The organism is Chitinophaga rhizophila, from assembly GCF_019492185.1.
Classification (GTDB): Bacteria; Bacteroidota; Bacteroidia; order Chitinophagales; family Chitinophagaceae; genus Chitinophaga; species Chitinophaga rhizophila.
Map to the genome: position 1 here is coordinate 106,904 of NZ_JAICCF010000003.1, position 25,926 is coordinate 132,829.

Genomic DNA, 25,926 nt, shown 5'->3' on the forward strand with positions numbered 1-25,926 from the left:
TAGGATAATCAATGAGGAATCAGGAGAGGTATTTTCCTACAATAGGCACTCTTCTTCCAACACCAAATGCTTTTGACGACACGCGTATAATAGGGCAGAACTGGTTCCGTTTGTACTCATTGGTATTCACCAGTTTGAGGGTACGGGCCACCAGTGCAGGATCAAAACCCTGGGCAATGATCTCTTTAGGCCCCTGACGGCGTTCAATGTACTGATACAGGATGCTATCCAGCACTGTATAATCAGGCAGGCTGTCGCTGTCTTTCTGGTTAGGCCGCAGCTCCGCAGAAGGAGCTTTGTCGATGATATTAGCCGGGATAATTTCTTTATCGCGGTTGATATACCTTGCCAGGGCGTACACCTGCATTTTATACACATCTCCCAGTACGGCGAGGCCGCCTGCCATATCTCCGTATAAAGTGCCATATCCGGTGGATAACTCGCTTTTATTGGAGGTATTCAGCAGGATATACCCGAATTTGTTGGATAATCCCATCAAAAGATTACCGCGTATACGGGATTGCGTGTTTTCTTCGGCCACGTTGAAAGGTCTGCCTTCAAAATGAGGCTGAAGGGTTTGCAGGAATGATTCGTAAATATCATTGATGCGGATGATATCGTAGGGATTGTCCAGGTTTTCGGACAAGGCTACCGCGTCATCAACAGAGTGTTCCGTAGAATAGGGGGAAGGCATGAGTATCGCTCTCACATTCTCCTTACCTAAAGCTTCTACAGCTAACGCCAGCGTTACTGCACTGTCTATACCACCAGAAGAGCCAAGTATAGCTTTAGTGAAGCCCATCTTCTGGAAATAGTCTTTAATACCCATGACTATTGCCTGGTAAATGCGGTCAATGTTATATTCAGGCTGCAGCGCGTCAACGTTGTTGTAGGTAACTGCCGGTGCAGGAGCTTTTGACTGTAACAGCACTTCCAGGTCATAGCCTTCGAGTGCTTCTTCAAAGTAAGACAATTCTTTTGCGATGTTACCTTGTGCATCAAAGATCACAGATCCTCCGTCAAAGACGATTTCCGTCTGAGAACCGACAGCATTGCAATAGTACATTGGTATGCCGTACTTCTTAACATTTTCCCGGATGATCTTCTGGCGGTTCTGGGCATGATTATAGTCAAATGGAGAAGCAGACAGATTAATCATTACATCTGGTTGCTGTTCCATAAGTTGGTCCATTGGACAGATTCTGTAGAGTGGATTGTCGCCAAGGTTCCAGATATCTTCACAGATGGTTACCGCCAGTTTCTTTCCTTTGAAAGGAACTACATTCCAGGCGTAAGCCGGTTCAAAGTAACGGTATTCATCAAAGACGTCGTAGGTAGGCAGTAAGGTTTTGTGAATAATCTGCTTCACCTCACCTTCGTGGAGGAACCAGGCAGCGTTAAACAGGTCTTTACCCTCTGGCTGCGTATTACGGCAAGGAGCGCCTACCAGTACTGCAATATTACTGGTATGTGCCTTTATCTTATCAATAGCCGCATAAGATTGCTGGATGAAGTCATCAAATTCCAGAAAGTCCCTGGGAGGATAGCCACACACACATAGCTCTGTGAATACTACCAGGTCTGCACCTTGTGCTTCGGCAGCTGTAATAGCATCCAGAATCTTCTGTGTGTTCAGTTCGAAGTTACCGATGTGATAATTCTGTTGAGCAAGTATAATTTTCATCTACAAATGTCTTTTTAGAAGAATAGTCCCAGGTTGAGCGCAAAACTATTCATATTTACTTTACCATCATTCCATTTTCCGTTACGGGTAGCGTCTATGAAGCCGTTCCTGTAAGTCAGTCCTACCAACCCGCTAAGTCTGTCACCCAGGGGGTATTCTATACCGGCGCCAACCTGAAGTCCGATATTGATAGGTGTGAGGTTGCGCAGTACATTTACCTTGTCCTGATTTACGCTCAGGCTGGCCACATCTGCGCGACCACGGACTGGGAATCCAAGATACGTACCAAACTGTCCCCAGAAGGCTGTACCGTAATCAGTGTCTGTTTTCAGTTTTATGGCAAATGGAATCTCTATGTAAGTGGTCTTAAGCTTGTATTCTGTAGGGACCTCTCTGTAATCTTCAAGTCCTTTGCCCGCTTCATATTTAAGGGTGCTGCCAGCGGTAGATACCTGTACACCCGAAGCGATGGCATAACGTCCGGATTCATCCAGGAGGAAGTCTGCCATGAGGCCAAAACTGACGCCAAAGCGGGAGGCATTACGCTCTACGCCAGATTCCTGGGGTTGTAACCAGAAAAATGTAGGATCCAGTTTAAAACCCAGGCGTACTCTATTTTCACCGATCATACGGGTCTGGGCCTTCGCTGCGGCGATTGTACCAAGCAGAAATACCATCAAAATTATCTTCCTCATATAATTTTATCTTTTTTTTAATACAAGCTATATAATATTTTTACCTGTCTCTAAGTTAGATTGTAAGTATGCGAAAGTACATTAATAAATTAGCAGGTAAGGGTCAGTTGATACTATCCGTGCTCTTCCTTACCTCCTGTATCTCTGCCTGTAAGCACAAAAACGTGCCAGATGTAAGTCATATTCCTGTGAATGTTCAGATTGATCGCTTTGACCAGGCCTTATTTAAGCTGGATACAAACAATATACAGCCTGCATTACAGCAGTTAGACAAGGCTTATCCGACGTTTCTACCTGTTTATATTGAGCATGTTATGAACTTCGGTCCGTATGCAGACAGCAGTAAGATGATCCAGTTGCAAACGCGGATGCTGGTTACCAATGCTGACTATCGCTTATTACAGGATTCAATTAATGCGCATTTTCCTAAACTGACCAGCCTTGAAACCGAGCTGGCACAGAGCTTCCGGTATATCAAATACTACATCCCATCCTTCAAAATACCTCAGAAGGTAGTTGCTTTTAGTTCTGTTATCAGTAATTACGGCGCAGTAACCGTTGACTCTATTCTGGGTATCGGACTGGATATGTACCTGGGAAAAGATTTTCCTGTTTATAGCATGCTACCCGACTATCCGATGTACATGATCAGGAAATTTTCTCCGGAATATATCACTACTAACTGTGTGCAGGCGCTGGTACAACAGGCCTATCCGGGAGCAGATGCAGGAGAGCAGCTGGTTATACAGCTGGTAAAAGCTGGCAAACAGCAATATTTCCTGGAGCAAGTACTTCCTGAAACGGCAGACAGCATCCGACTAGGTTACACCAAAGCTCAGATGGAATGGTGTGATGATAACGAAGAACTGGTATGGCAGTACTTCGTACAACAGAATCTGCTGTACAAAGCTGACTGGCAGAGCAACATGCATTATATGAATGATGGCCCGTCTACACAGGGTATGCCTGAAAATGCGCCTGGCAGAATTGGTCCTTTTGTAGGCTGGAAGATTGTCCAGGCTTACATGGAACGCAATCCCGATTTGACATTACAGCAATTGATGGAAGAGAAAGATGCAATGAAGATCTTCTCACAGTCCAGATACCGGCCTAAATAAGCAAAGTGATACAAATTATACAGGTGTTTCTCTCACAAGAGAAGCACCTTTTTTTATTACCTTTTTCAAGGGGCATACATGTATCAGACAATGCTATTTGCATCAGGAATATAAATCAAAGAGCTATTACAAAGAGACAATTAGCAATGCGCAAATGTTGTTATACAATAGTAAAATATTGTATCGGCAACAGAGCACTGGCTTAAGGACTCGAACCTTAATGAATAGTTTTGGAGACTATCATCTTACCATTAGATGAAGCCAGTGTATGTTAAAAATAAATATCGCATACAGTTATACGATATGTTGTGCTGGTTTAAGGACTCGAACCTTAATGAATGGTTTTGGTGACCACTATCTTTCCATTAGATCAAACCAGCATATATATAGTTTCTGTTCACATTGATATTGCGAAACGCTGCACTGGCCTAAGGATTCGAACCTTAATGAGCGGGGTTGGAAGCCGCCATCTTACCGTTAGATGAAGCCAGCAGAAAATAAAAAAGCCCGACTGGAAAAACCAATCGGGCTTAATGTCTTTGTATATCTGACATCACATAGTAATCCGATTGGTATCTTCAGGACACCATGACCACGAATTACTGTATGATATATTTGTTTTCATGGAAGCAAAGATAGGAGGTTTTTTTATAATCCAACTATTTTCAGATAAAAATAGTTGTTCGGCAATTTCAGGTATACTTACTATCGTAGAAGAATGTCAGGAATAATTGACTGGTTTTGACTTCAATATATTCACTACTGTTTCTCCGGGTAATACGCTGTATACAGGTATATTAATTGCGTATCTATTACATAGTTCAATGATAGCAGTATTGATCTGCGAGGCATTGTAACGTGAAGAAAAATGTCCTAATATCAGCGTTTTAATATTGCTACCGCTCACCATTTCCATAACTTCATCCAGGCGACTGTGCTTATTCTTATGAGCGTAAACCTTGATATCTTCTTCCCTTTCGAGAAAGGTAGCTTCATGGATTAATATTTCAGTGTCTTCCCATTTATGCAGATCATCTACCGGCGTATCTCCAGAGTAGCTCAATATATTCGCTCGTACTTCCATAGTAGTTGCTTCCTTTCCTTTCTCCAGGCCAATTTTACGTATTTCTTCACCGGAGAGTCCTGTTAGTTCAGGACGCAGCTTTCTTTTTGTCTGATATACTTTAAAGCCAAGGCTACGGGTGATTTCGGTAGGTACCGGCACATGTTCGTTACGTACCGGTATAACTAAAATATCATCCTTAATCCGAATTTCATCGCCTGCGGTCACCGGTTGCCACACGGCCCCTATTGCATATGGATCGAAGCGGGCGAAGAAGTCCTGCATAAATGGAAAGGAGCGGGAATCTTTGGGGTAGTGCATAACAGGATAACCGTCTCTGGCATTAAGCTGATTGAACTGTAGTAGTCCAGTCAAATGGTCTCTGTCTGCATGTGAAATAAACACATGATTGATCTTCCTGCTTTTCTGTAAAAGGGCAGACATCATACCATCGCCTGCATCCAGCAGTAGTCCCAGTTCTTCTACAAAGTACCATGTAGAGAATAAGGCAGTTGAGTAGCCTGTAATTGTCAATTCCATTAATCTTTCTTCAGGATAATAGTGAAAATGCTGGGGCACAGGAAGGTGGTTGAGTGATGTGTGTTACACTGTTTCTGCTGCTATAAGACAGAGAAATTGTAGTAATGCAAACAGTACACGATCAGCACCTGTTGGTATCCGCGAGGGACACCAGTTAGATTTATACTATCACGCTGTTATATAGCCTGTGCCGGCTTAGAATTAGTTAAGCTTAAAAGGAACAACCATCTGAAATTCAGGGATCTTAACTTCAAATTGTTTCTTATTCAATTGGTTTTCCATCTGGTAAGAACCATACATCTTACCGATCTCGGTACGCAGATTGGAACCTGAAACGTATTGATAGCTTTCAGACGGGGCCAGCAGAGGTTGTACACCTACTACGCCCTCTCCTTCAACTTCGCGGTGGGTGCCATTAGAGTCAATGATATACCAGTGGCGGCGAAGTAGTTTTATTGGGAAGGTATTATTATTCTCAATAGTGATCCGGTAGGCGAACATGAATTCACTGCCAATCGGATTGGAATAATCCGGTTGATAGAATGTCTCCACACTGATGGTAATGCCGTCTGTTACTTTCTTTACCATAATACACCTCCGTTTCGTTTAACGTAAAAATAAGCAAAATAAATCCAGTAGTACTAAAAATTATACATTGGAAAAGACTTTAACTTTTCGTTTAGAAGTAGGCCAGGCTGGTGTTGAAAATAAATATCCTATTGACAATAAATCCGTTATAAAATGATAACTCTTTCCATAATTGCTGCATCTCTTTCCGCCGCCCTTGCCTCTACTTCAAATCGGTTAGCATAGTAACCTACTCTGATACATTCCCAAATGTATTGCCAGAGGAAGGGAAAGAAGCCCAGTTCCCTGTATTGCATTACATGGCATATTTCGTGCCTGACCCACCATTTATGCCTGAGAAAGTCTTCCCGGCTGGTTCCATGGAGGTGGATGGTCTTACCTATTACCATGGCGATTTGGTTACCGCCCATATAGCGGGCTGCCAGGCGGGCGAGCATAGATCGTTCTTTTATGTGACAAGTCACAGGTTTCATCACTTAAAAGTACAAATTAGGAATGACGAATTGTGCAGAACCACCATTCAAATTGTTCATACACAATTCGTCATCTCTGAATGCTACAATGAGAATCTACGGGAGATATTAAAGCCCCAGCGGAATTGTCCCTGCAGCCATGAAGAGCTGGTTTCGGGAATGAACTGGTTTTCCAATATAGCTGTAGAGTTACCAAAATTCAGGTGGAACACATGTCCGCCGGTTTCCCACTCAACACCGACAGCCAGCGGATTGTACAATTCGCGGCCCTGGGATTTGAAGTAATCTTTACTTTCCTGGCTACGGAAGGGGTAATAGTATTCCAGCAGGAGCCCGAGGCGTTTGGTGAACTTTACCCGGCCACCGCCGCCTAATGCGAAGATGTCGTTCTGGTCTTTATAACCTACCCTGTTTCTGTGCACGAGTGTAGGCAACAGGGTCAGGGACACATTGCGGCTGAATTTGCGGGCAATGATCACTTGGCCGGTATAAGACATGCGGTCAGAAAATTTTCCGAAATAGCTGGCATCAGAAACAGTTGTGCTGGAAGTCATACCGCTAACAACGGCATTACCGAAGAGTGTTACTGTTACCGGCATATGGTCGTCAGTTGTTTGTGCCAGCACTTTGTACTTGGCAAGTCCTTCGTACAACTGGGTAAGGCTACCTGAGCCTTTGGTGCGGCCTATCCCGACCATAATTCGATCTGTAACGCCATACTCAAAGGCGATACGTACATCAGCGGAGTTATCTAGTCCGAAGAAGGTTTTCGGACCACCAAACTCACCGCCAAGATCGCCGAAGTGGTGTGCTACCCGGAAGTCCAGTTCACGTTTTTTAAGCGTCTCAGGCGAATGGCCCTGTATCAAACGGGTGGATTTATAGGTAGCAATCACTGGCTCGTGCGTCTTTACAGTTTCTTTCTCGACCAGTGCTTCCAGGCTTTCCTGAGCGAAGGCATTTAATCCCAGGCCACAGCCCAGCAATAGCAGATAAATATGTTTCATAGGAGCTGACAGATTATTAGCGTTTTATCAGGATGCGGCAGTATAGGCGGCTTTCACCGTTACTTCCACCACTTCCGCGATGTTTTTAATTACGAGAGTAGGTATCTTAATACGATGATCGGCCAGTTTCACATTAAACTTGGAACTGGCGGTAGGTTTTCCGTCCTTTACAACAATTGTAGCCTTTTCACGGTAGTTTTTATCTACCCCGTGCAGGGACAAGGTTCCATCTACTGTGACTTCGTAGGTACCGTCCTTGTGCAGGTCAGGCGGAGATACCAGTTTGCCTTTAAAGATAGCGTTCGGGTATTTGTCACTTTCCAGGTAGTTTTCATTGAAATGCTCTTCCATGAGCTGCTTCTTGAATTTGAAGGTATTTACTGCGACTTTGAAATACACTTCACCCGTTTTGAGGTTAATAGCGGACGTGCCTTTGTCTGATGTTGCATCAATATCCTCTACCGGCGTTGCCGAGAAGAAGGAGAGCCCGGTATTGCGACACATGAATACGTCCTGTGCAAATCCGGCATGTGCAAGAAAAAGTCCTGCAAGCAGAGCAATCATTTGTTTCATTGTAAACTGTAGTTTTGAAAGGTTCATCAATCTGGCATTCCATGGTTCAGCCAGCAGTTAATAGAATCACGCATACCTTCGCTTAGCTTGCCACGGGGAGGCATGTCTGCGTTTGCGCTGGTTACACGTTCGCGAAACAGGGCTTCGTTGGCATTCAGGTAAGTCTTCAGTTTTTCCAGTGTGGAAAAATCTGATACGACAAAATTCCCTGTTCCCTTATGACAAGCACCATTTGTACATCTTGTTGAGATGGTAGTCATAATGTAGGTAGACGTAATGACTGCGGTATCGCAGGCAGTAGGCGGAATACCTGGTTCGGGAGCGGGGGCCTGTTCGGCAGTACAGCTGTACATAAAAAGCAGCAACACGAAGGGTAGCAGCGTGGCTCTCATAGGTTTTTTCATTTCACTTCGATTTAAGGGCGGGTTTAGCCGGCCGGGTCTCTGAATGGTTATTTGTTTTAACGCTTAAAACAAAAATATATTTTATAATTGAGAGTCCATAACCTAGAGCTGTTTTGCACAAAAAAACGCTGAGTAAGCTATTATGGACTATGTCCTTAATTTTAATATTTTTGTTTTTATGAACATTGATCAGCTTTACGATATTTACCGCCAATACCCTTCTGTCCAGACAGATACCAGGCAGCTCAAAGCAGGCGATATATTTTTCGCACTGAAGGGCCCTAACTTTAATGGGAATACCTACGCAGCAGCTGCGCTTGAGAAAGGGGCTGCGTTTGCTGTAGTGGATGAGGAGGCGTATTATACGCAGCCGGACAAAATGATGCTGACCAATGATGTGCTGGAGACGCTGCAACAGCTGGCACTTTATCACAGACAGCGCATGAATATTCCAATCCTGGCTATTACTGGCACTAACGGTAAAACAACCACGAAGGAACTTGTAAGCACTGTGTTATCATCTGCTTTTAAAACAACAGCTACAACGGGCAATCTTAACAACCACATAGGGGTACCGCTTACAATACTTCGTATTCCTGCTGATGCAGAAATAGCAGTGATAGAGATGGGAGCTAATCATGAACGTGAAATAGCCGCTTATTGCCAGGTAGCCCTTCCTACGCACGGAATTATTACTAATATAGGTAAGGCCCACCTGGAAGGCTTCGGAAGTCCGGAAGGTGTGCGCCGGGCTAAGGGAGAACTATACGATTTTCTGCGAAGTACCAATGGGACTGTATTCGTATGTAACGAATATGATTATTTACTGGATATGAGTAAAGGTATCCAGACTGTTATTACCTATGGTCAACGGTCGGCAGATTATACTGGTCAGCCGTTGGCAGACAGCGCGTTGCTGAGTGTTAAAGTGACTTCGCACGAAGAAATCGGGCAGATTGATAGTCAGTTGGTAGGTGCGTACAATTTCCCTAATGTGATGGCAGCGGTTGCTGTGGGATTGCATTTTGGAGTACCTGCAGATAAGATCCGTCAGGCAATTGATGCATATACGCCCTCGAACAACCGTTCACAGGTAATCAGGCAGGACAGTAATACAATCATCATGGATGCATATAATGCAAATCCGTCGAGTATGAAAGCCGCTGTCGAAAACTTTGCCGGCATCGTTGCTGAGAAAAAGGTATTACTATTGGGCGCTATGATGGAGTTGGGCGAAGATAGTATCAAGGAACACCAAGCCTTGATAGACCTGTTGGAACGTACTCACTGGCATGCCGTAGTACTGGTAGGAGGCGACTTTATAAAAACAACACATCCATACATCTATCTGGAAAATGCAGCTGCAGCAACAGCATGGCTGAAGCAACAGCAATTTACAAATACACACTTGCTGATTAAAGGTTCGAGAAGTATGGGTATGGAGAAGGTAATTGCCTAGTAATTGAGACAAAATATTATCGGAATATAGTAAGGGGCTTCTTTATGGAGCCTCTTGTTATTTAAGATTGTCTTAATAAGATGCACATATCAGAGATATGACGATTATCAGAAAGAGAAGAAAGTTGTCTATCTACCTGGTATGAGCTTAAGAAGAGCAAATAAAGAGGAAGGTTTACATACTAAGTATGAAAACAAGGCGTTTTATCTACTCATTCTTTCCATGTAAGCTGACCAACTTTATAAAAAAAAAGAGACCTGCAAGCTGGAAAGCCCGCAGGTGTTCATAACCTATGCCAACTTTAGAGTATCTTATAAAGAAGTTTTATCAGTTACGTCTTTTTGAAATTATATGTATGTGTAATGATTGTTATTATAGTGATGATTTAGTTTTTATAAGGCATATGAGACTATTGGCGTCAAATTATTCGCTCAAGAGGCATACTGATCTTTGAGTTTTGAGGGCAATTGTCCAGGGTAAAGCTTTGGTTTAATAAGATAATATAAGGTATATCATATTGCTGCTAATACACTTGATAACACTTTCGCGCTCTCTATACCAACAACTTGTGCGTCTATTTGTTTAAAATCTATAGTTATTCTGATTGATATTTCTCCTAACGTGTCTGTCTACATGTGTCTGAAATATATCTACGAAGACTATAATCTTCTGGATTTCGTTATTTGAAAAAAATGTCAGATTTCCTGGCAAAGCTCCACCAGTACGCCATTTGTACCTTTGGGATGTAGGAAACAAACCAACTTATTATCTGCTCCTTTTTTAGGTTCAGTCTGCAATAATGTAAACCCTTCTCGAGATAACCTTTCCATCTCAGCGTAGATATCTGATACTTCAAATGCTATATGATGCATGCCCTCCCCCTTTTTGTCCACAAATTTCGCAATAGTACTGTCGGGATTGGTAGCTTCCAGCAGCTCGATTTTCGTCTCTCCTTTTTGGAAAAAAGCGGTCTGTACCGATTCGCTTTCCACAGTTTCTTTTTTGTAGCAATCGCTGTTCAGCAGCTTCTGAAAGAGGGGTATTGAGGTTTCCAATGACTTGACGGCTATACCGATGTGTTCAATTTTGAGCATATAGCAATATAGCATTATTCGTACAAATAAACGTTGTCTATGCGCTTATCATCACTTACAATGATCGTGGTAGGGAAGCAAAGCAATTAAGCATTAAATTTGTATAGGACGAATCGACATTTACAACTAAAGACTAACAGATATGCTAAAGTTGCCTGTTTACCTGGACTATAATGCTACTACCCCCTGTGACCAGCGCGTTGTAGAAGCCATGCTTCCCTATTTTTCAGAGACGTTTGGTAATGCATCCAGCCGTAACCATTCATTTGGATGGGCAGCTGAAGCTGCAGTTGATCTTGCCCGTGAGCAGGTAGCTGCATTGATTGGCGCAGATCCGAAGGAAATCATTTTCACTTCGGGGGCGACAGAAGCTGATAACCTTGCCATGAAAGGTGTATTTGAGATGTATGCGGACAAGGGTAATCACATTATTACGACAGAAATTGAGCATAAAGCTGTACTAGATACCTGCAAGCACCTGGAAAAGCTTGGTGCGGATATCACCTATCTGAAGGTGAACAGTGACGGCTTTCCTGATCTGAAAGAACTTGAATCTGCCATTACAGCAAAGACCATACTGGTATCTATCATGTATGCGAATAATGAAATAGGTGTCATCAATCCAATAAGAGAGATCAGTGCTATAGCTAAAAAGCATGGTGTACTGATGATGAGCGATATCTCCCAGGCTGCCGGCAAGGTACCTGTGGACGTAAACCATGATGGTATTGATCTGGCAGCATTTAGCGCTCATAAGCTATATGGACCAAAGGGAGTAGGCGCTCTTTATGTACGCCGTAAATCACCTCGGGTGAAAGTCACCGCCCAGCTGGACGGTGGCGGGCATGAGAGAGGGATGCGCTCGGGCACATTAAACGTACCTGGCATCGTTGCTTTTGGTAAAGCTTGCGAAATATGTCAACAAGAGATGGAAACAGAAGGAAAGAGACTTGCTGTACTACGTGACAAACTTGAAAATGCATTATTGCAGCTTGAAGAGACTTCCGTCAACGGATCAAGAACCAACCGTTTACCGCATGCCACTAACATTTCCTTCCGTTATGTGGAAGGAGAAGCCCTGATGATGGGATTTAACAAGAATCTTGCGCTATCATCCGGTTCTGCCTGTACCTCAGCCTCTCCGGAACCCAGTTACGTATTGAAGGGTCTGGGCCTCAGCGATGATATGGCCCATTCGTCTATCCGATTTGCACTGGGACGCTTTACAACTGAAGAAGAGATCGACTATGCGATTCAAACCGTTATTGATACGGTGAATAAACTTAGGGAAATAAGTCCACTATGGGAGATGTTTAAAGAAGGCGCAGACATGGGCTCAATAGAGTGGTCCCGTCTTTGATACAGTGAACATATTGGGGACAATTATTGAAATCTTTTATACTTATGCTTATGGCTTACGCTGAAAGAGTTCTAGATTATTACAACAATCCAAGAAATGCAGGGACGCTGGATAAGTCCAGTCTGCAGGTGGGTACGGGGCTGATACATGTGCCGGAGTACATCGAGGTGGTAAGGATGCAGATTGAAGTGAGTCCCAAAAGGCATGTTATTATGGATGCGCGCTTTAAGACCTTTGGGTGCGGCGCAGCCATCGCAGCTACCTCCATTACTACGGAGTGGCTAAAAGGGAAAACCATAGAGGAGGCCGCAAGGCTTGATCACATGGACATTGTTGAAGCCCTGAGTCTTCCTCCCGCCAAGATTCATTGTACCATACTTATTGAAGATGCAGTAAAAGCAGCTATCAATGATTATCGATTCAAAAATGGGATGGAAGCACTCAGTGAAGAGGAAACAGAGGAAGAGGAAGAAGAGCTGGAGTTTGGGAATTAACAGGTAACTATCCTCAATAAGATATTGTTTTAACAGGTAGCCCAGCCGGGCCTGCCCGTATAAGAAATATTGTGCTTTAATGTACAATAGTAAGCTGTATCAGTTAACTGATACAGCTTTTTTTATTACTACAGTCAATAAAAAACCTTGATTAGCGTTAACACCTATTCCATTCAAATTACTAATCCTTAATTCCTAATTGATCATTTTTAATTATATATATTTGTGCTTTCTGTCGCACTATGCTAGCAATTTATAAAAAGGAAATACACCAGTTTTTCAGCAGCATAACCGGATATGTCGCCATCATCCTATTTCTGCTGGCCAACGGCCTGCTGTTATTCGTTTTTCCCGATACCAGCCTGCTGGATTACGGATATGCCAACCTCGACCCGCTTTTTGAGCTGGCACCGATGATCTATTTACTACTGATTCCAGCTATTACCATGCGCAGCTTTGCGGATGAATTTAAGAATGGCACAATGGAACTGGTAAGTACAAAACCATTGACCTGGTGGCAGGTCGTGATGGGTAAGTTCAGTGCCGGACTATCCGTAGTACTGATTTCCTTGTTACCGACACTTGTATACTACATTGCTGTCAGACAATTGAGTGCAGATCCGGCTAATCTGGATAATGGTGGTATGGCCGGGTCCTATGTTGGGCTGTTCCTGCTTGGGGCTGTATTTACTGCCATAGGTGTGTGGTCGTCATCACTGACTACTAACTCTGTAGTGGCGTTTCTTGTAGCCATATTTACCTGCTACATATTCTATAATGGTTTTGATGCATTAAGCAAAGTGCCTGCATTTAGTGGCAGCGCAGATTATTACCTGCGTATGGCGGGTATCAAGTTTCACTACACTTCCATCAGTCGTGGTGTGATCGATAGCCGGGATGTTATTTATTTTCTGAGTGTGATAGGATTGATGCTTTACCTGACAAGATTGTCATTACAGCGCAGAATCTGGGACTAAAAGTGTCCGGAATAATACATGACCGGCTAAAAGGGCATGTTTCCAGGCCTAACAATCATCCTGATGCTTAATTGCTAAACAATTAATTTCTCTAAATTATCTCTTGTGGCTATCAATAGAAGAAAAAAGTACTTACAACGGGCTATTCTTGTGGTGGGCGTTCTCATAGGGATCAATATACTGGCTGCTTATTTCCATACCCGCTGGGACCTAACGGCGGAAAAAAGATATACACTTACTCCGGCTACCAAGAACCTGCTTCGCGGATTAGATAGCACAGTTACTATAGAGGTTTTCCTGAAAGGCGACTACCCGGCCAGCTTCCGGCAGCTGGCACAATCAAGCCAGGAACTGCTGGAAGAATTTAGAGAATATGGCGGCAATCGCATACAGTTCTCGTTCCAGAATCCGGGCCAGGGATTGCCTGATTCTGCCCGTATGGCATTTCAGCAATCACTGGTAGAACGTGGTATTATGCCATTCAATATGCAAGTACAGGAAGATGCTAATCAGGGGTATTCCGAAAAGCTGATCTTTCCAGGTGCACTCGTACACTATGGATCTAAAACTGTAGGCATTAATCTGCTGAAAAATCAGGGAGGACTGAATCCGGACGCTGCTATGAACAGCTCTGAATCCCTGCTGGAGTATCAATTTGCCAATGCGATATTTCAACTGCAACAAAAAGAGCCTCCACTGGTAGGCTATATGCTTGGTAACGGCGAGCAATTGGGTGTGGAAGTCTACGACGCACTCACCACACTACAGAACAATTATCTGCTGGATACGCTTACCCTTCAGTACATCTCTTTTATTCCGAAAGAATTTGATGCAATCATCTTTGCAAAGCCTGCTACCCGCTTCTCTGATGAAGACAAGCTGAAAATTGACCAATATGTTATGAATGGTGGCAAGGTGCTTTGGTTTGTGGATGAACTGAATGCATCAATTGATAGTCTTGCACATCAGGAAAGCTTTGTAGCATTTGATAAAGACCTGAACCTGGAAGACATCCTCTTCAGATATGGCGTACGTATCAATCAGGACCTTGTACAGGACATGCAAAGCGATTTTGTACCGCAGGTAGTAGACCGTACAGGCCAGATGCAGCCACTGGCATTTCCATACTTCCCTCTGCTGGTGCCAACAGGCGCACATCCTATTGTAAAGAATATGGATCTGGTACTAAGCCATTTTGCCAGTTCCATTGATACGGTTAAAGGTGGTAATATTACTAAAACAGTGCTGCTGACCACGTCCAGCAATAGCCGTAATGTAAGCTCGCCTGTTGAAGTAACATGGAACAGCCTGCGGGTGAAGCCTAACCGACGCGATTTCAATAAGAAGTTCCTGCCGGTAGCAGTATTGCTGGAAGGACAATTTACGTCACTGTTCCGTAACCGGCTCGATCAGCCGGCACAACAGGCTATTCAGCGTGTTTCGGGGCTTCCATTTAAGAATAACAGCGACACTATCAATAAAATGATTGTTGTGAGTGATGCTGATATTATAACCAACTCATTCTCCCAGAAAAGCGGTCCCCTGCAGATGGGAGTGAACCTATACGATCAATCCATGGTATATGCCAACCGCGAGTTCCTCCTAAACTCCCTCGGATATCTTACCAACAACACGGGCATACTGGATGCACGCAACAAAGAATTAACGCTGCGCCTGCTGAATCCTCAGAAAGTCAAGACTGACAAGTTCAAATGGCAGGTGATTTGTTTTGCTGTTCCTATCGGACTGATCCTATTATTCGCCTATATCTTCTATGAAATAAGAAAAAGGAAATTCGAAGTATAACCGTTAACCTTTCCCAGTCTGGATCACAGCAGATGAGTCTTACCCATACTAAAGGTACATTGCCTGTAAATAATTGATTTATAGACAATACACAATCAGTACCCGGCGTTGGAAAGGTATGACAATACCATGTAACGATCACAGCTGCGGACGATCCCGGATAGCCGGCAGGTACATATTGAAAACGGGGATGTATAGACGGAAGTCTATCGACTATGGACTATTCCGACTATATTTGCCCAACGATACATTTAAAAGCGACTACTTGAACCCCTGAAATAGAAGAGTCAACTTTTAAATAAATAGTACCCGGTATACCCGGAATCATTAAGGGAAGCAGTGAAACGCAAACACGCTTTTCACATCAAAATTTAACCACACGTGTACAACGCAGAAAGTATCAGCAAAGTGCTGAAAGGTGAACTATTGCAGCAGACGGGTAACCCGGAGATTGAACACATTTTGCTGGACAGCCGGAAACTCAGCTTTCCTGAAACATCTCTTTTTATACCACTGGTAAGCAGCAGGCGCAACGCGCATCAGTATATACCAGAGTTATACGAAAAAGGTGTTTCCAATTTTATAGTTAGTGAACCTGTGCCAGAAGGGAAGTACCCTAAAGCCAACATCATACTGGTAAAAGACACTATGCAGGCGCTGCATTCACTGGTAGCCTGGCACCGGCAGCAGTTCCATATTCCTGTTATCGGGATCACGGGTAGTAATGGTAAGACCATTGTAAAAGAATGGCTTTATCAGCTGCTGGAGAAAGACTATAACATCATTCGCAGTCCTAAGAGCTACAACTCACAGATAGGCGTCCCGTTGTCTGTATGGCCTACAAAGCAGGAGCATACACTGGCAATCTTTGAGGCTGGCATCTCCCAACCTGGGGAAATGGAGCACCTGGAAAAGATCATCCGCCCTACTGTCGGCATCTTTACGAACATCGGAGAAGCACACAATGAAGGTTTTCTGAATATACGTCAGAAGATCAATGAAAAGCTGGTATTGTTTTCAAAGAGCGAATTACTGATCTATTGTAAAGATTATCTTGCCCTGAATGAATGTGTACTGAACTTCCACAACCTGGTGGGCAAGAAAGATAGTCATGAAAGCGGCTTACAGTTGTTTTCCTGGTCCCGCAAAACAGAAGCTGATCTGCGTATTACCAGTGTAGATAAAAGTGAGCATGATTCACGGATCAATGCGCTATACCAGACCACACCTATCCACATAACTATTCCTTTTGTAGACGAAGGTTCTGTAGAAAATGCGATCCATTGCTGGGCGCTGATGCTGCACCTGGGTATGTCCCAGTCAGTGATACAGCAACGCATGGACCAACTGGGCAATATTGCCATGCGCCTGGAACTGAAGCAGGGTATTAATAACTGCTCAGTAATCAATGATAGCTATAATTCTGACCTGGGGTCCCTGACTATTGCACTCGAGTTCCTGCAACAACAGCAGCAACATCCTTCGCGTACGGTAATTCTCAGTGATATACTGCAGAGCGGCAAAAGTGATGCTTCCTTGTATGAGGAGGTGGCCAGCCTGTTACTGCAGAAAGGTATTAACAAAGTCATCGGAATAGGTAAAAATATTACCAGGGAGAAGAAGTCCTTTCAGCAGATCACCGGTCTGAAAAGCAGCTTTTTCCTGACAACAGAGGAATTTATCCAGCAGTTTAATCAGCAGGACTTCCAACATGAGACCATCCTGCTGAAAGGAGCCCGCGTGTTTGAGTTTGAGCGTATTGGCAAGCTACTGGAACAAAAGGTTCATCAGACTATCCTGGAGATCAATCTGAGTGCGGTAGCCCATAACGTAAAGCATTATCAATCCCTTCTGAAACCGGCCACCAAACTGATGGCAATGGTCAAAGCATTCTCCTATGGAAGCGGAAGTTTTGAAATTGCAAATCTGCTGCAGTTCCATGGTGTAGATTACCTGGCTGTTGCTTATGCCGACGAAGGTGTAGAACTAAGGAGAACAGGTATCACCATGCCAATCATGGTGATGAACCCCGAACCAGCCTCTTTTGACGCTATTCTGCAATGGAACCTGGAGCCGGAGATATACTCTCTGCAATTACTTAAGCTGTTTTCAGAGGAAGTACAGCTGGCAGGCAAAACCGGTTTCCCGGTGCATATTAAGCTGGATACCGGTATGCACAGGCTCGGTTTTGAGAAAAAGGACATTCCTGAGCTGGCCCGTATACTTAGCGAAAGCAGTCTGCTGAAGGTCAATTCAGTATTCAGTCACCTGGCGGCAAGCGAGGATCCGGCGATGGACCATCTCACTAAGCAACAAGGGCAACTGTTTTTCGAGATGAGCCATGAATTGCAGAAGGCATTAGGTTATGCGGTCATCAGGCACATTGCCAATAGTGCTGCCATCGAGCGACATCCTGACCTGCAGCTGGATATGGTGCGACTGGGCATCGGAATGTATGGAATAGACAGTGCCAATACGATACAAGACCAGCTGCGCCCTGTAAGTACGCTCAAAACTACAGTGGCACAGGTAAAACACCTCGCCGCCGGAGATACTGTAGGTTATGGCGCAAAATGGGTGGCAAAAGGCCCTTCGGTAACCGCTACGGTTCGTATCGGGTATGCAGATGGGTACCCCAGAAGGCTGAGCAACGGGCAGGGAAAGATGCTTGTACGCGGCCAACTTGCCCCGGTTGCGGGAATTGTAGCGATGGACATGGTAATGCTGGATGTAACACATATTCCTGACGTTACAGAAGGCGACGAGGTAATAGTCTTCGGCGATACCCTGCCGGTACAACAGCTGGCTGTATGGGCAGACACTATTCCTTACGAAATATTAACAGGAATTTCGCAACGTGTGAAACGAGTATATTTCGAGGAATAACCAGAAATTCCGATTTTGCACATTATTATTATTTTTGATAAAATTTTAAACCTTGAAATATCGTCACGTAATCTGGATTGTTGCATTGGTGCTGGTGGTGGACCAGGCATTGAAATTCTGGATAAAAACCCACATGAACTTCAGCCAGGAATTTATCATCTTCCCTAACTGGTTCCGTATTCACTTTACAGAAAACCCCGGTATGGCCTACGGGCTGGAACTGGGAGGCGAATGGGGCAAGGTAATTCTGACACTTTTCCGTCTTGCTGCCGTAGTTATCGGCTTCAAGTATATGAGAACCCTGGTGAAGCAACAGCACCATACAGGCCTGCTGATCTGCGGCGCACTGATACTGGCAGGTGCTGCCGGCAATCTCATAGACAGTATGTTTTACGGACTGATCTTTTCAGAGACTAATTTCTACGACGTCGCTACCTTCATGCCTAAAAACGGAGGTTATGCTCCTTTCCTGCATGGGAAAGTGGTAGATATGCTGTATTTCCCGGTTTACCGTGGATATCTGCCTAACTGGATACCGTTCAAAGGAGGCGATTACTTCGTTTTCTTCAATCCTATCTTCAATATAGCAGATGCGGCTATCTCCGTCGGAGTAATCACAATACTTTTATTCCAGAAACGTTTCTTTCACAAGCATCTGGCGAAAGAAAACGCTGACAAAGAAGCAGTTGCAGCTACTAAGTAAGGCTGTCACTATACATTATCAGCGGTCCTGTCTATGACGGGACCGCTTTTTTTTGCCCTTTTCTTTGAAAAATTGAATCACCGTATTACATTTGTCCACAATTCCGATAGACTAATAGAGGTTGATAAGGGCTAAAAGTAGTATTCACCACCAATTCAATACAAGATGAACACTTCGTTACGATGTTGTTACTGACTCCTCATCTTTATACACTGACCGCCTGGTCAGCGTATTTCCCCATCATTTCACATACAAGACCAATTTCACATATAATCAAACTATAGTTATGTCCGCAAGAAGACGCACTATTCGTATCTCATACTTATGGATGCTGCTATTATTATTACCCGTCCTGGCCCAGGCACAGCTGAACGGCTCCTATATCATTGCCGGAAAGATATCCGGAGATGGGGGAGAAGCCCTTCCAGGTGCCAGTGTTCAAATTAAAGGCACTTCCTTCGGAGCTACCACTGACAGCTCTGGCAAGTTTGAAATTACAGCTAATACCAAATTCCCTTTCAAATTACAGGTGCGCCTACTGGGATATCAGCCACAGGAGTTTGATGTAAAAAATACCAACAGCCGGCTGCAATTCCAGCTGGTAACTCAGTCCCTGCTGGTCAATGAGGTAGTTGTATCGGCTTCGCGGCAGCAGGAAAAGCTGATGCGCTCTCCGGTTGCCATTGAAAAACTGGATGTAAGAGCCCTGAAAGAAACGCCCGCAGCTTCTTTTTATGATGCTATCGGTAATCTGAAAGGCGTACAAATGACAACTGCCGGCCTGACCTTTAAAGTATTTAATACACGCGGATTCAATGTACCTAACAACTTTCGCTTCATGCAGCTGATAGATGGTGTGGATAACCAGGCTGCCTCTCTCGGCGTGCCACTTGGTAACGCGATCGGGCCAACAGAACTGGATATCCTCAGTATAGAAGTAACTCCCGGCGCATCCTCTGCACTATATGGTATGAATGCACTGAATGGCATGTCCAACCTGATCACCAAAAACCCTTTCCAATACCAGGGACTGAGCGTCTATCAGAAGGTAGCTGCCAACCATTTCGGCGGTAGTGCCGGTTCTCCCAAGCCCATCACAGAAAGTGCTATCCGCTATGCGCAGGCCCTGAACAAGAAACTGGCTTTTAAGGTGAACTTCTCCTATATGGAAGGTACTGACTGGTATGCCGACAGCCATAATGATTTCAACCCTGGCAGCAAGGCCAATCCTGATTTTCCGCAGCTGACCGGCGCTGATAATACGGCTAATGATGCGTGGAATAAGTATGCAGACCAGAGCAGTTTCCCTATTACAGACAAAAACGGCAAATCTTACAATGTATCCCGCACGGGGTACTGGGAGAAAGACCTGGTAGGCGACTATAAAGTAAGGAATATCAAGTTTGATGGTGCACTGCACTACAAGATAACGCCGAAGATTGAAGCCTCTTATACCTACCGGGTAGGCAAGATGGACGGCTTCTTCCAGCGTGGCAACCGTATCGGATTGAAGAATGTAGTAGTACAGAACCATAAAGTAGAGGTAGTAGGAGAAGACTTTACCTTCCGCTCCTATATGTCACTGGAAAACACCGGCGACTCCTACAATATGAACCCGCTGGCAGATAACCTGGAAAAGTCTTTCAAGACGGACAAACAATGGCAGGCAGACTATAAGACCGCGCTGGATGCCGCGTTAGACGCCACCGGCAGTAACGTTGCTGCCGCCCACAGGGCCGCCCGCACAGCTGCCGATCAAGGCCGGTGGACGCCCGGTACTGCCGCTTTTAATCAGCAGTTAGCCAAAATCAAAGGCATCAATGACTGGGATATCTACCCGGTATCAAAAGATAGTACCAACAAAAGCGGTGGGGCCGCCCTGCTGCAAATGAGCCATTTCTATCATGCGGAAGGTACCTGGAATCTCAGGAAGTATATTCATTTCATGGATGTACTGATAGGCGCTGACTACCGCACCTACGAAATTATTCCTGATGGCAATAACTTTGTTGATCTGACAAAGCCGCTGGATAAACGGAATACGCCCGGTGGTAAAAATATCTGGTATGGTAAAGCAGGTGGTTTCATACAAGGCAGCAAGCTATTCCTGCACGACCAGCTGAAACTTACCGCGTCACTGCGTTTTGATAAAAGTGAATACTTCGCTGGTAAATTCAACCCACGTATTGCCGCTGTATATACTACTCCTAACCAACGCCATAACTTCCGCGCCTCCTGGCAGAACGGCTTCCGCTTCCCCTCCTTATTTGAAGCATATTCTTTCGTGAATAACGGCGGAGTAAGACGTGTAGGCGGACTGGCATTCATAGAAGAAGGCCTGGGCTATTTCCAGAACTCTTACCTGACTTCCAGTGCTACAGCTTTCACCACGGCCGTTAACAAGGCTACCAATGCCGATCCTACACTCAGCCGTGCAGAAGCCGAAGTACGTCATGCCAACGTGTTGAAAGTGGCTAATTTAGAAGCCATTAAACCTGAGCAGATACAGTCATTTGAAGTGGGTTATAAGAGCGTACTTTTTGACAACAAGGTGTTCATTGATATAGACGGATATTATAACACCTACAATCACTTTATCGGGCAGGTAGAAGTAGCAGTTCCTAAAACGGGTAGTGTAAACAATCCTACCCAGGAAGTGCTGAACCAGATGTATGATAAACAATTCCAGAACCGTTACCGCGTATGGACAAACAGCAAATCCACCGTTCAGAACTATGGTTTTGCAGTAGGAGTGACCTATAAATTCCTGAAGACATATACCATCAGTGGTAATGCGAACTATAATACGCTGGCGCAGGATAAAACCAAAGATGATGCGCTGATCCCAGGCTTTAACACACCGAAATGGTTCACCAATGTAAGCTTTGGCAACAGGCAGGTAATACGCAACCTGGGCTTCAACGTGGTATGGCACTGGCAGGATAATTTCTACTGGCAGAACCTCTTTGGTAACGGAGACGTGCCTGCTTATAATACAGTCGATGCACAGCTGACCTATACCTTGCCTAAACTACATACTTCCATCAAAGTGGGAGGGTCTAACATCTTCAATACTTCTTATTTTCAGTATGTTGGCGGACCAACCATCAAGGGCCTGTATTATATGGCATTCACCTACGATCTGCCCTTTAAAAAGAAATAATTACTACAGATAGAAAATGCAACCCGCCGGCAGCCACGGTTGTCAGGCGGGTTTATCCCCGCTTTTTTCATCACATTTTAATCTCTCTTATTTGGATATACCACCATTTCCCCCTACCTTAGTCTAGCATATCTATAGACTATATAACTAGTTAATACATGACTCATAACGAGGAGATAGACCAACTTGAAAAGAAGTATGCTACGGTAGAACGTCAGGAGATGTTGATTGACCTTGTGAACGAGGAAAACCGTCACCGCCCGTTCCTCTGGCTACTGATAGGCCTTATCAGTGTGGCGGTACTGGCCGGTATTGGTATTCTTACCTATTATGGTACGTCTACGGCTACGCATACAAAGGTTTTTGAGTTTACACAATCTCTTTTCACCCGGGAATTACTGTTTTACGTGCTGGTAGGATTGGCTGCGCAGACAGTAGACGGTGCGTTGGGTATGGCTTACGGTGCTACTTCTTCTTCGCTGTTACTGGGAATGGGCGTTCCGCCATCTATTGCCAGTGCAAGTGTACATGTTGCAGAAGTATTTACCACAGGGGCTTCCGGTATCTCGCACTTCCGGTTCGGCAATGTCAATAAGAAGCTATTCCTCTATCTGCTGGTACCTGGTATACTAGGAGCAATTGCAGGATCCTTCCTGATTTCCAATATGAATGCTATTGCTGAAGCGATTCCTTTCTTTTCCTACTTTACTGAAGATAATGTAAAACCGTTCATCAGTGCATATCTGCTGGTACTGGGCACAATTGTACTGAGGAAAGCATTTCTGCCTAAAAAAGCCAAAAGCAAAACCAAACGCCTGGGATCACTGGCTTTCTTTGGCGGCTTTATGGACTCTTTTGGCGGCGGAGGATGGGGACCAATTGTAACGTCTACCTTGTTGAGTAAAGGCCGCTCTGCACATTATACTATCGGTTCAGTCAATGCAGCAGAGTTTTTCATATCTCTTTCCAGTGCCGGCACCTTCCTTATTTTCGGGGCTATTGCCGGTTGGCCGGTGATTGTAGGACTGATTATAGGCGGTGTAATTGCATCTCCTTTTGCTGCGCTGCTGGTGCGGAGGTTCAAACGTAAACCACTGATGATCATGGTCGGTTCACTCATTATCCTGCTGAGTCTTCGCACAATTATTCTGACACTCCTGCATTAATATAGACCGGTTAACCGGTAAAAGCAAAGGGGTACCTGTACTAACAGATACCCCTTTATTATTATAAAGTGTTTGTAATCACTTATTTGATATCACCCACCATGTTGATCGGGTTTACCCACTCGTCAAATTCCTCTGGTTTAACGTAGCCCAGTTTAACCGCCATCTCTTTCAGGGTAGTACCTTCTTTATGGGCAGTCTGCGCAATCTCTGCTGCTTTATAGTAACCTATTTTAGTATTCAGTGCAGTTACCAGCATCAGGGAGTTATCTACGTGCTTTTTGATATTTGCCTCTATTGGTTCCAGACCTTCTGCGCATTTATCATTGAAGCTTACGCAACCATCACCGATCAGGCGTGCGGAGTGCAGGAAGTTATAGATCATTACCGGCTTGAACACGTTCAGTTCAAAGTGGCCGGTAGCGCCACCAATGTTGATAGCCACATCATTACCCAATACCTGTGCAGCTATCATGGTGAGGGCCTCACACTGCGTAGGGTTTACTTTACCTGGCATGATGGAAGAACCTGGCTCATTATCAGGGATATGCAATTCACCGATACCGGAGCGTGGACCGGAGCTGAGCATACGGATATCGTTAGCGATCTTCATCAGGCTAACAGCTACAGTTTTCAGTGCACCATGAGCTTCTACGATTGCATCGTGTGCAGCCAGGGCCTCAAACTTGTTTTCAGCGGTGATGAAAGGCAGTCCTGTCAGATTAGCAATATGTTTAGCTACATTCTCAGAATAACCTTTGGGAGTATTGATACCGGTACCTACTGCTGTACCACCCAGTGCAAGTTCACTCAGATGTTCCAGGGTATTTTTGATAGCTTTCAGGCCGTGGTTCAGCTGGGATACGTATCCGCTGATTTCCTGTCCGAGTGTGAGCGGCGTAGCATCCATGAAGTGAGTACGGCCGATTTTCACAATATTTTTAAACTTCTCAGCTTTAGCAGCCAGTGTATCCCTCAGCTTTTCGATACCCGGAATGGTTGTTTCGATCAGCATTTTGTATGCAGCGATGTGCATAGCAGTCGGGAAGGTATCATTTGATGACTGTGATTTGTTCACATCATCATTAGGGTGTATAACTTTATCTTTATCAGTCAGTTTACCACCGCTGATTACGTGTGCGCGGTAGGCAACCACCTCGTTTACGTTCATGTTTGACTGCGTACCGGAGCCGGTCTGCCAAACTACCAGCGGAAACTGATCATCCAGTTTGCCGGCCAGTATTTCTTCACAAGCCTGTGCGATTAAATTTGCTTTCTCCTGCGTCAGCACACCCGCATCGAGGTTAGTCAGCGCGGCTGCCTTTTTCAGGTAAGCGAATGCCTGGATAATTTCCTTTGGCATTTTATTGATATCCTGAGCAATCCTGAAATTGTCGATAGAACGTTGAGTTTGAGCACCATAGTAAGCATCTACAGGTACTTTAACTTCGCCCATCGTGTCTTTCTCTATTCTATATTCCATATGCTTGATTTTTTGCGGTACAAACCTACACAACTATTGGGAATTAGGTATTACGAATTAAGAATTGGTGAGCCTGATTATAGAAAAAATCCGTTTCTTCTTAATTCCCGGTGAACTGCGCCGGTCTTTTCTGGATAAAGGCCTCTGCACCTTCCTGCATGTCTTTGGTACCAAAGCAGGCTCCAAATTCGTTCAGTTCTGTCTCGTAGCCGTCTATATCTTTATCCAGGGCGGCATTAGCGCATTTAATGACCCGGGCAATGGCCAGGGGTGCCTTAGCATGTATCTTCTGCAGTAGTTCAGTGGCTTTCAGCAGCAGATCGCCGGGTGCTACCACATGATTAACAAGGCCCCACTGGAGGGCTTCTTCGGCGGTGATAATATCTCCTGTCATCATCAGTTCCATAGCTTTCCCTTTGCCGATCAGGGCTGTAAGCCGTTGCGTACCGCCATAACCAGGAATCAGGCCAAGATTGACTTCCGGCTGTCCGAATTTAGCATTGGTAGCCGCTATTCTGAAGTGGCAGGCCATCGCCAGCTCACATCCACCACCCAGGGCGAAGCCATTCACCGCAGCGATAATAGGTTTTGGACAATCTTCTATATGCTTGAAAATAACGTGTCCTTTTTTAGCCAGGTCAGTACCCTGTTCTGTAGAGAGGGTCAGAAATTCAGAGATATCTGCCCCTGCTACGAAGGCTTTTTCGCCTTTACCTGTAATTACTGCACTTTTGATCTCTTTATTAGAGTACACCTCATCAATGGCGAGCGCCAGTTCAGACATTACCTCCTGATTCAGAGCATTCAGTTTATCGGGGCGGTTAATGTAGATAAAGAGCGTATTATCAGTAAGTTCTGTTTTGATAGTATGATACATGGAACTCTGGGTTTTGTTGGATAGCTAATTTAAGGTTTTAATTATTGTCTTGGGTAAACATCAATACTGATACTATTTTCACATAGCGCCTGGATATTTCTTGTTCGTCGCTTCTTCGCCGCTAATTCGTCCTTAGTTCGTCCCTTGTTCGTTCCGGGTATACGGGTAAAATAACAACATCATTACAAAGCAGGGCGTTGCGGAGAGAACCGGTGGGAGGTATAGAAAGAGGAATGACGGTAAATGGAGGCTGTGAAGCTCATTTACCGTCATTTCCCGGAAGTATATTCGCAGATAAGAAAACCGCAATATT

The 25,926-nt window shown here is 44.6% G+C and carries 21 protein-coding genes; 10 read left to right on the forward strand and 11 right to left on the reverse strand.

The window, feature by feature from the left end; translation table 11 throughout:
- Nucleotides 1-19: 19 nt before the first annotated feature.
- Nucleotides 20-1,684, reverse strand: a complete 1,665-nt coding sequence (locus tag K1Y79_RS15005) for an NAD+ synthase (protein WP_220250986.1) — start codon at nt 1,682-1,684, stop codon at nt 20-22.
- Nucleotides 1,685-1,698: 14 nt separating this feature from the next.
- Entirely contained in the window at nt 1,699-2,379 is a 681-nt protein-coding gene (locus K1Y79_RS15010; RefSeq protein ID WP_220250987.1) for a porin family protein, read from the reverse strand.
- Nucleotides 2,380-2,447: 68 nt separating this feature from the next.
- Here K1Y79_RS15010 and gldB point away from each other — a divergent pair, with 68 nt between their 5' ends.
- Nucleotides 2,448-3,497 carry a gliding motility lipoprotein GldB gene (gene gldB / locus K1Y79_RS15015; protein WP_220250988.1) on the forward strand — a complete coding sequence of 350 codons (1,050 nt, stop codon included), beginning with the start codon at nt 2,448-2,450 and terminating at the stop codon, nt 3,495-3,497.
- Nucleotides 3,498-4,218: 721 nt separating this feature from the next.
- Here gldB and K1Y79_RS15020 read toward each other — a convergent pair.
- The 6 genes from K1Y79_RS15020 to K1Y79_RS15045 form a co-directional block, all read right to left on the reverse strand.
- Entirely contained in the window at nt 4,219-5,100 is an 882-nt protein-coding gene (locus tag K1Y79_RS15020; protein WP_220250989.1) for an MBL fold metallo-hydrolase, read from the reverse strand.
- Between the two features lie 201 nt (nt 5,101-5,301).
- A complete protein-coding gene (gene apaG, locus K1Y79_RS15025) occupies nt 5,302-5,688 on the reverse strand; it encodes a Co2+/Mg2+ efflux protein ApaG (RefSeq protein ID WP_162332891.1) in 387 nt (128 codons plus the stop codon).
- Between the two features lie 146 nt (nt 5,689-5,834).
- Complete coding sequence (locus K1Y79_RS15030; protein ID WP_236059646.1) at nt 5,835-6,125, reverse strand: DUF4157 domain-containing protein; 291 nt, start codon at nt 6,123-6,125, stop codon at nt 5,835-5,837.
- A 119-nt stretch (nt 6,126-6,244) separates the two neighbouring features.
- On the reverse strand, nt 6,245-7,168 hold the full coding sequence (locus K1Y79_RS15035; protein ID WP_220250992.1) for a DUF5777 family beta-barrel protein: 924 nt from the start codon (nt 7,166-7,168) through the stop codon (nt 6,245-6,247).
- A 27-nt stretch (nt 7,169-7,195) separates the two neighbouring features.
- Nucleotides 7,196-7,741, reverse strand: a complete 546-nt coding sequence (locus K1Y79_RS15040) for a YceI family protein (protein WP_220250993.1) — start codon at nt 7,739-7,741, stop codon at nt 7,196-7,198.
- A gap of 26 nt (nt 7,742-7,767) precedes the next feature.
- A complete protein-coding gene (locus tag K1Y79_RS15045; RefSeq protein WP_220250994.1) occupies nt 7,768-8,145 on the reverse strand; it encodes a hypothetical protein in 378 nt (125 codons plus the stop codon).
- 178 nt (nt 8,146-8,323) lie between these two features.
- On the opposite strand from K1Y79_RS15045, the gene K1Y79_RS15050 reads away from it, so the two are divergent.
- Nucleotides 8,324-9,604 carry a UDP-N-acetylmuramoyl-tripeptide--D-alanyl-D-alanine ligase gene (locus K1Y79_RS15050; protein ID WP_236059648.1) on the forward strand — a complete coding sequence of 427 codons (1,281 nt, stop codon included), beginning with the start codon at nt 8,324-8,326 and terminating at the stop codon, nt 9,602-9,604.
- Nucleotides 9,605-10,299: 695 nt separating this feature from the next.
- On the opposite strand, the gene mce is transcribed toward K1Y79_RS15050, so the two are convergent.
- Nucleotides 10,300-10,698, reverse strand: coding sequence for a methylmalonyl-CoA epimerase (gene mce, locus K1Y79_RS15055; protein ID WP_220250997.1), 399 nt, complete (start codon nt 10,696-10,698; stop codon nt 10,300-10,302).
- Between the two features lie 142 nt (nt 10,699-10,840).
- On the opposite strand from mce, the gene K1Y79_RS15060 reads away from it, so the two are divergent.
- From K1Y79_RS15060 to K1Y79_RS15095, 8 genes are all read left to right on the forward strand, one after another.
- Entirely contained in the window at nt 10,841-12,058 is a 1,218-nt protein-coding gene (locus tag K1Y79_RS15060) for an IscS subfamily cysteine desulfurase (RefSeq protein ID WP_220250998.1), read from the forward strand.
- Between the two features lie 44 nt (nt 12,059-12,102).
- The gene (locus K1Y79_RS15065; protein ID WP_449508531.1) at nt 12,103-12,552 is read left to right on the forward strand and encodes an iron-sulfur cluster assembly scaffold protein; all 450 of its coding nucleotides are present in this window, start codon (nt 12,103-12,105) and stop codon (nt 12,550-12,552) included.
- A 242-nt stretch (nt 12,553-12,794) separates the two neighbouring features.
- Nucleotides 12,795-13,529 carry a gliding motility-associated ABC transporter permease subunit GldF gene (gldF, locus tag K1Y79_RS15070; protein ID WP_220250999.1) on the forward strand — a complete coding sequence of 245 codons (735 nt, stop codon included), beginning with the start codon at nt 12,795-12,797 and terminating at the stop codon, nt 13,527-13,529.
- Nucleotides 13,530-13,634: 105 nt separating this feature from the next.
- Complete coding sequence (gene gldG / locus K1Y79_RS15075; protein ID WP_220251000.1) at nt 13,635-15,335, forward strand: gliding motility-associated ABC transporter substrate-binding protein GldG; 1,701 nt, start codon at nt 13,635-13,637, stop codon at nt 15,333-15,335.
- A gap of 381 nt (nt 15,336-15,716) precedes the next feature.
- Nucleotides 15,717-18,221, forward strand: a complete 2,505-nt coding sequence (locus tag K1Y79_RS15080; protein WP_220251001.1) for a bifunctional UDP-N-acetylmuramoyl-tripeptide:D-alanyl-D-alanine ligase/alanine racemase — start codon at nt 15,717-15,719, stop codon at nt 18,219-18,221.
- Nucleotides 18,222-18,273: 52 nt separating this feature from the next.
- A complete protein-coding gene (locus K1Y79_RS15085) occupies nt 18,274-18,924 on the forward strand; it encodes a lipoprotein signal peptidase (protein WP_220251002.1) in 651 nt (216 codons plus the stop codon).
- Nucleotides 18,925-19,210: 286 nt separating this feature from the next.
- The gene (locus K1Y79_RS15090) at nt 19,211-22,087 is read left to right on the forward strand and encodes a TonB-dependent receptor (RefSeq protein ID WP_220251003.1); all 2,877 of its coding nucleotides are present in this window, start codon (nt 19,211-19,213) and stop codon (nt 22,085-22,087) included.
- Nucleotides 22,088-22,245: 158 nt separating this feature from the next.
- Complete coding sequence (locus tag K1Y79_RS15095) at nt 22,246-23,253, forward strand: sulfite exporter TauE/SafE family protein (protein ID WP_220251004.1); 1,008 nt, start codon at nt 22,246-22,248, stop codon at nt 23,251-23,253.
- An 82-nt stretch (nt 23,254-23,335) separates the two neighbouring features.
- Here the strand turns inward: K1Y79_RS15095 and fumC are convergent, their stop codons facing one another.
- Together fumC and K1Y79_RS15105 are read right to left on the reverse strand one after the other, a co-directional pair.
- Nucleotides 23,336-24,736 (reverse strand): class II fumarate hydratase, encoded by a 1,401-nt coding sequence (gene fumC / locus K1Y79_RS15100; RefSeq protein ID WP_220251006.1) that lies wholly within the window; start codon nt 24,734-24,736, stop codon nt 23,336-23,338.
- Between the two features lie 100 nt (nt 24,737-24,836).
- Entirely contained in the window at nt 24,837-25,613 is a 777-nt protein-coding gene (locus K1Y79_RS15105; RefSeq protein ID WP_220251008.1) for an enoyl-CoA hydratase/isomerase family protein, read from the reverse strand.
- Nucleotides 25,614-25,926: the final 313 nt, after the last annotated feature.

What these genes read in the sequence shown, in the direction of transcription:
- K1Y79_RS15060 (WP_220250998.1), top strand. Translation starts at nt 10,841, where the DNA reads ATGCTAAAGTTGCCTGTTTACCTGGACTATAATGCTACTACCCCCTGT.
- mce (WP_220250997.1), bottom strand. Translation starts at nt 10,698, where the DNA reads ATGCTCAAAATTGAACACATCGGTATAGCCGTCAAGTCATTGGAAACC.
- apaG (WP_162332891.1), bottom strand. Translation starts at nt 5,688, where the DNA reads ATGGTAAAGAAAGTAACAGACGGCATTACCATCAGTGTGGAGACATTC.
- K1Y79_RS15095 (WP_220251004.1), top strand. Translation starts at nt 22,246, where the DNA reads ATGACTCATAACGAGGAGATAGACCAACTTGAAAAGAAGTATGCTACG.
- K1Y79_RS15090 (WP_220251003.1), top strand. Translation starts at nt 19,211, where the DNA reads ATGTCCGCAAGAAGACGCACTATTCGTATCTCATACTTATGGATGCTG.
- gldB (WP_220250988.1), top strand. Translation starts at nt 2,448, where the DNA reads ATGCGAAAGTACATTAATAAATTAGCAGGTAAGGGTCAGTTGATACTA.
- K1Y79_RS15020 (WP_220250989.1), bottom strand. Translation starts at nt 5,100, where the DNA reads ATGGAATTGACAATTACAGGCTACTCAACTGCCTTATTCTCTACATGG.
- K1Y79_RS15045 (WP_220250994.1), bottom strand. Translation starts at nt 8,145, where the DNA reads ATGAAAAAACCTATGAGAGCCACGCTGCTACCCTTCGTGTTGCTGCTT.
- K1Y79_RS15065 (WP_449508531.1), top strand. Translation starts at nt 12,103, where the DNA reads ATGCTTATGGCTTACGCTGAAAGAGTTCTAGATTATTACAACAATCCA.
- K1Y79_RS15035 (WP_220250992.1), bottom strand. Translation starts at nt 7,168, where the DNA reads ATGAAACATATTTATCTGCTATTGCTGGGCTGTGGCCTGGGATTAAAT.
- gldF (WP_220250999.1), top strand. Translation starts at nt 12,795, where the DNA reads ATGCTAGCAATTTATAAAAAGGAAATACACCAGTTTTTCAGCAGCATA.
- K1Y79_RS15030 (WP_236059646.1), bottom strand. Translation starts at nt 6,125, where the DNA reads ATGCTCGCCCGCCTGGCAGCCCGCTATATGGGCGGTAACCAAATCGCC.
- fumC (WP_220251006.1), bottom strand. Translation starts at nt 24,736, where the DNA reads ATGGAATATAGAATAGAGAAAGACACGATGGGCGAAGTTAAAGTACCT.
- K1Y79_RS15105 (WP_220251008.1), bottom strand. Translation starts at nt 25,613, where the DNA reads ATGTATCATACTATCAAAACAGAACTTACTGATAATACGCTCTTTATC.
- K1Y79_RS15040 (WP_220250993.1), bottom strand. Translation starts at nt 7,741, where the DNA reads ATGAAACAAATGATTGCTCTGCTTGCAGGACTTTTTCTTGCACATGCC.
- K1Y79_RS15050 (WP_236059648.1), top strand. Translation starts at nt 8,324, where the DNA reads ATGAACATTGATCAGCTTTACGATATTTACCGCCAATACCCTTCTGTC.
- K1Y79_RS15005 (WP_220250986.1), bottom strand. Translation starts at nt 1,684, where the DNA reads ATGAAAATTATACTTGCTCAACAGAATTATCACATCGGTAACTTCGAA.
- K1Y79_RS15010 (WP_220250987.1), bottom strand. Translation starts at nt 2,379, where the DNA reads ATGAGGAAGATAATTTTGATGGTATTTCTGCTTGGTACAATCGCCGCA.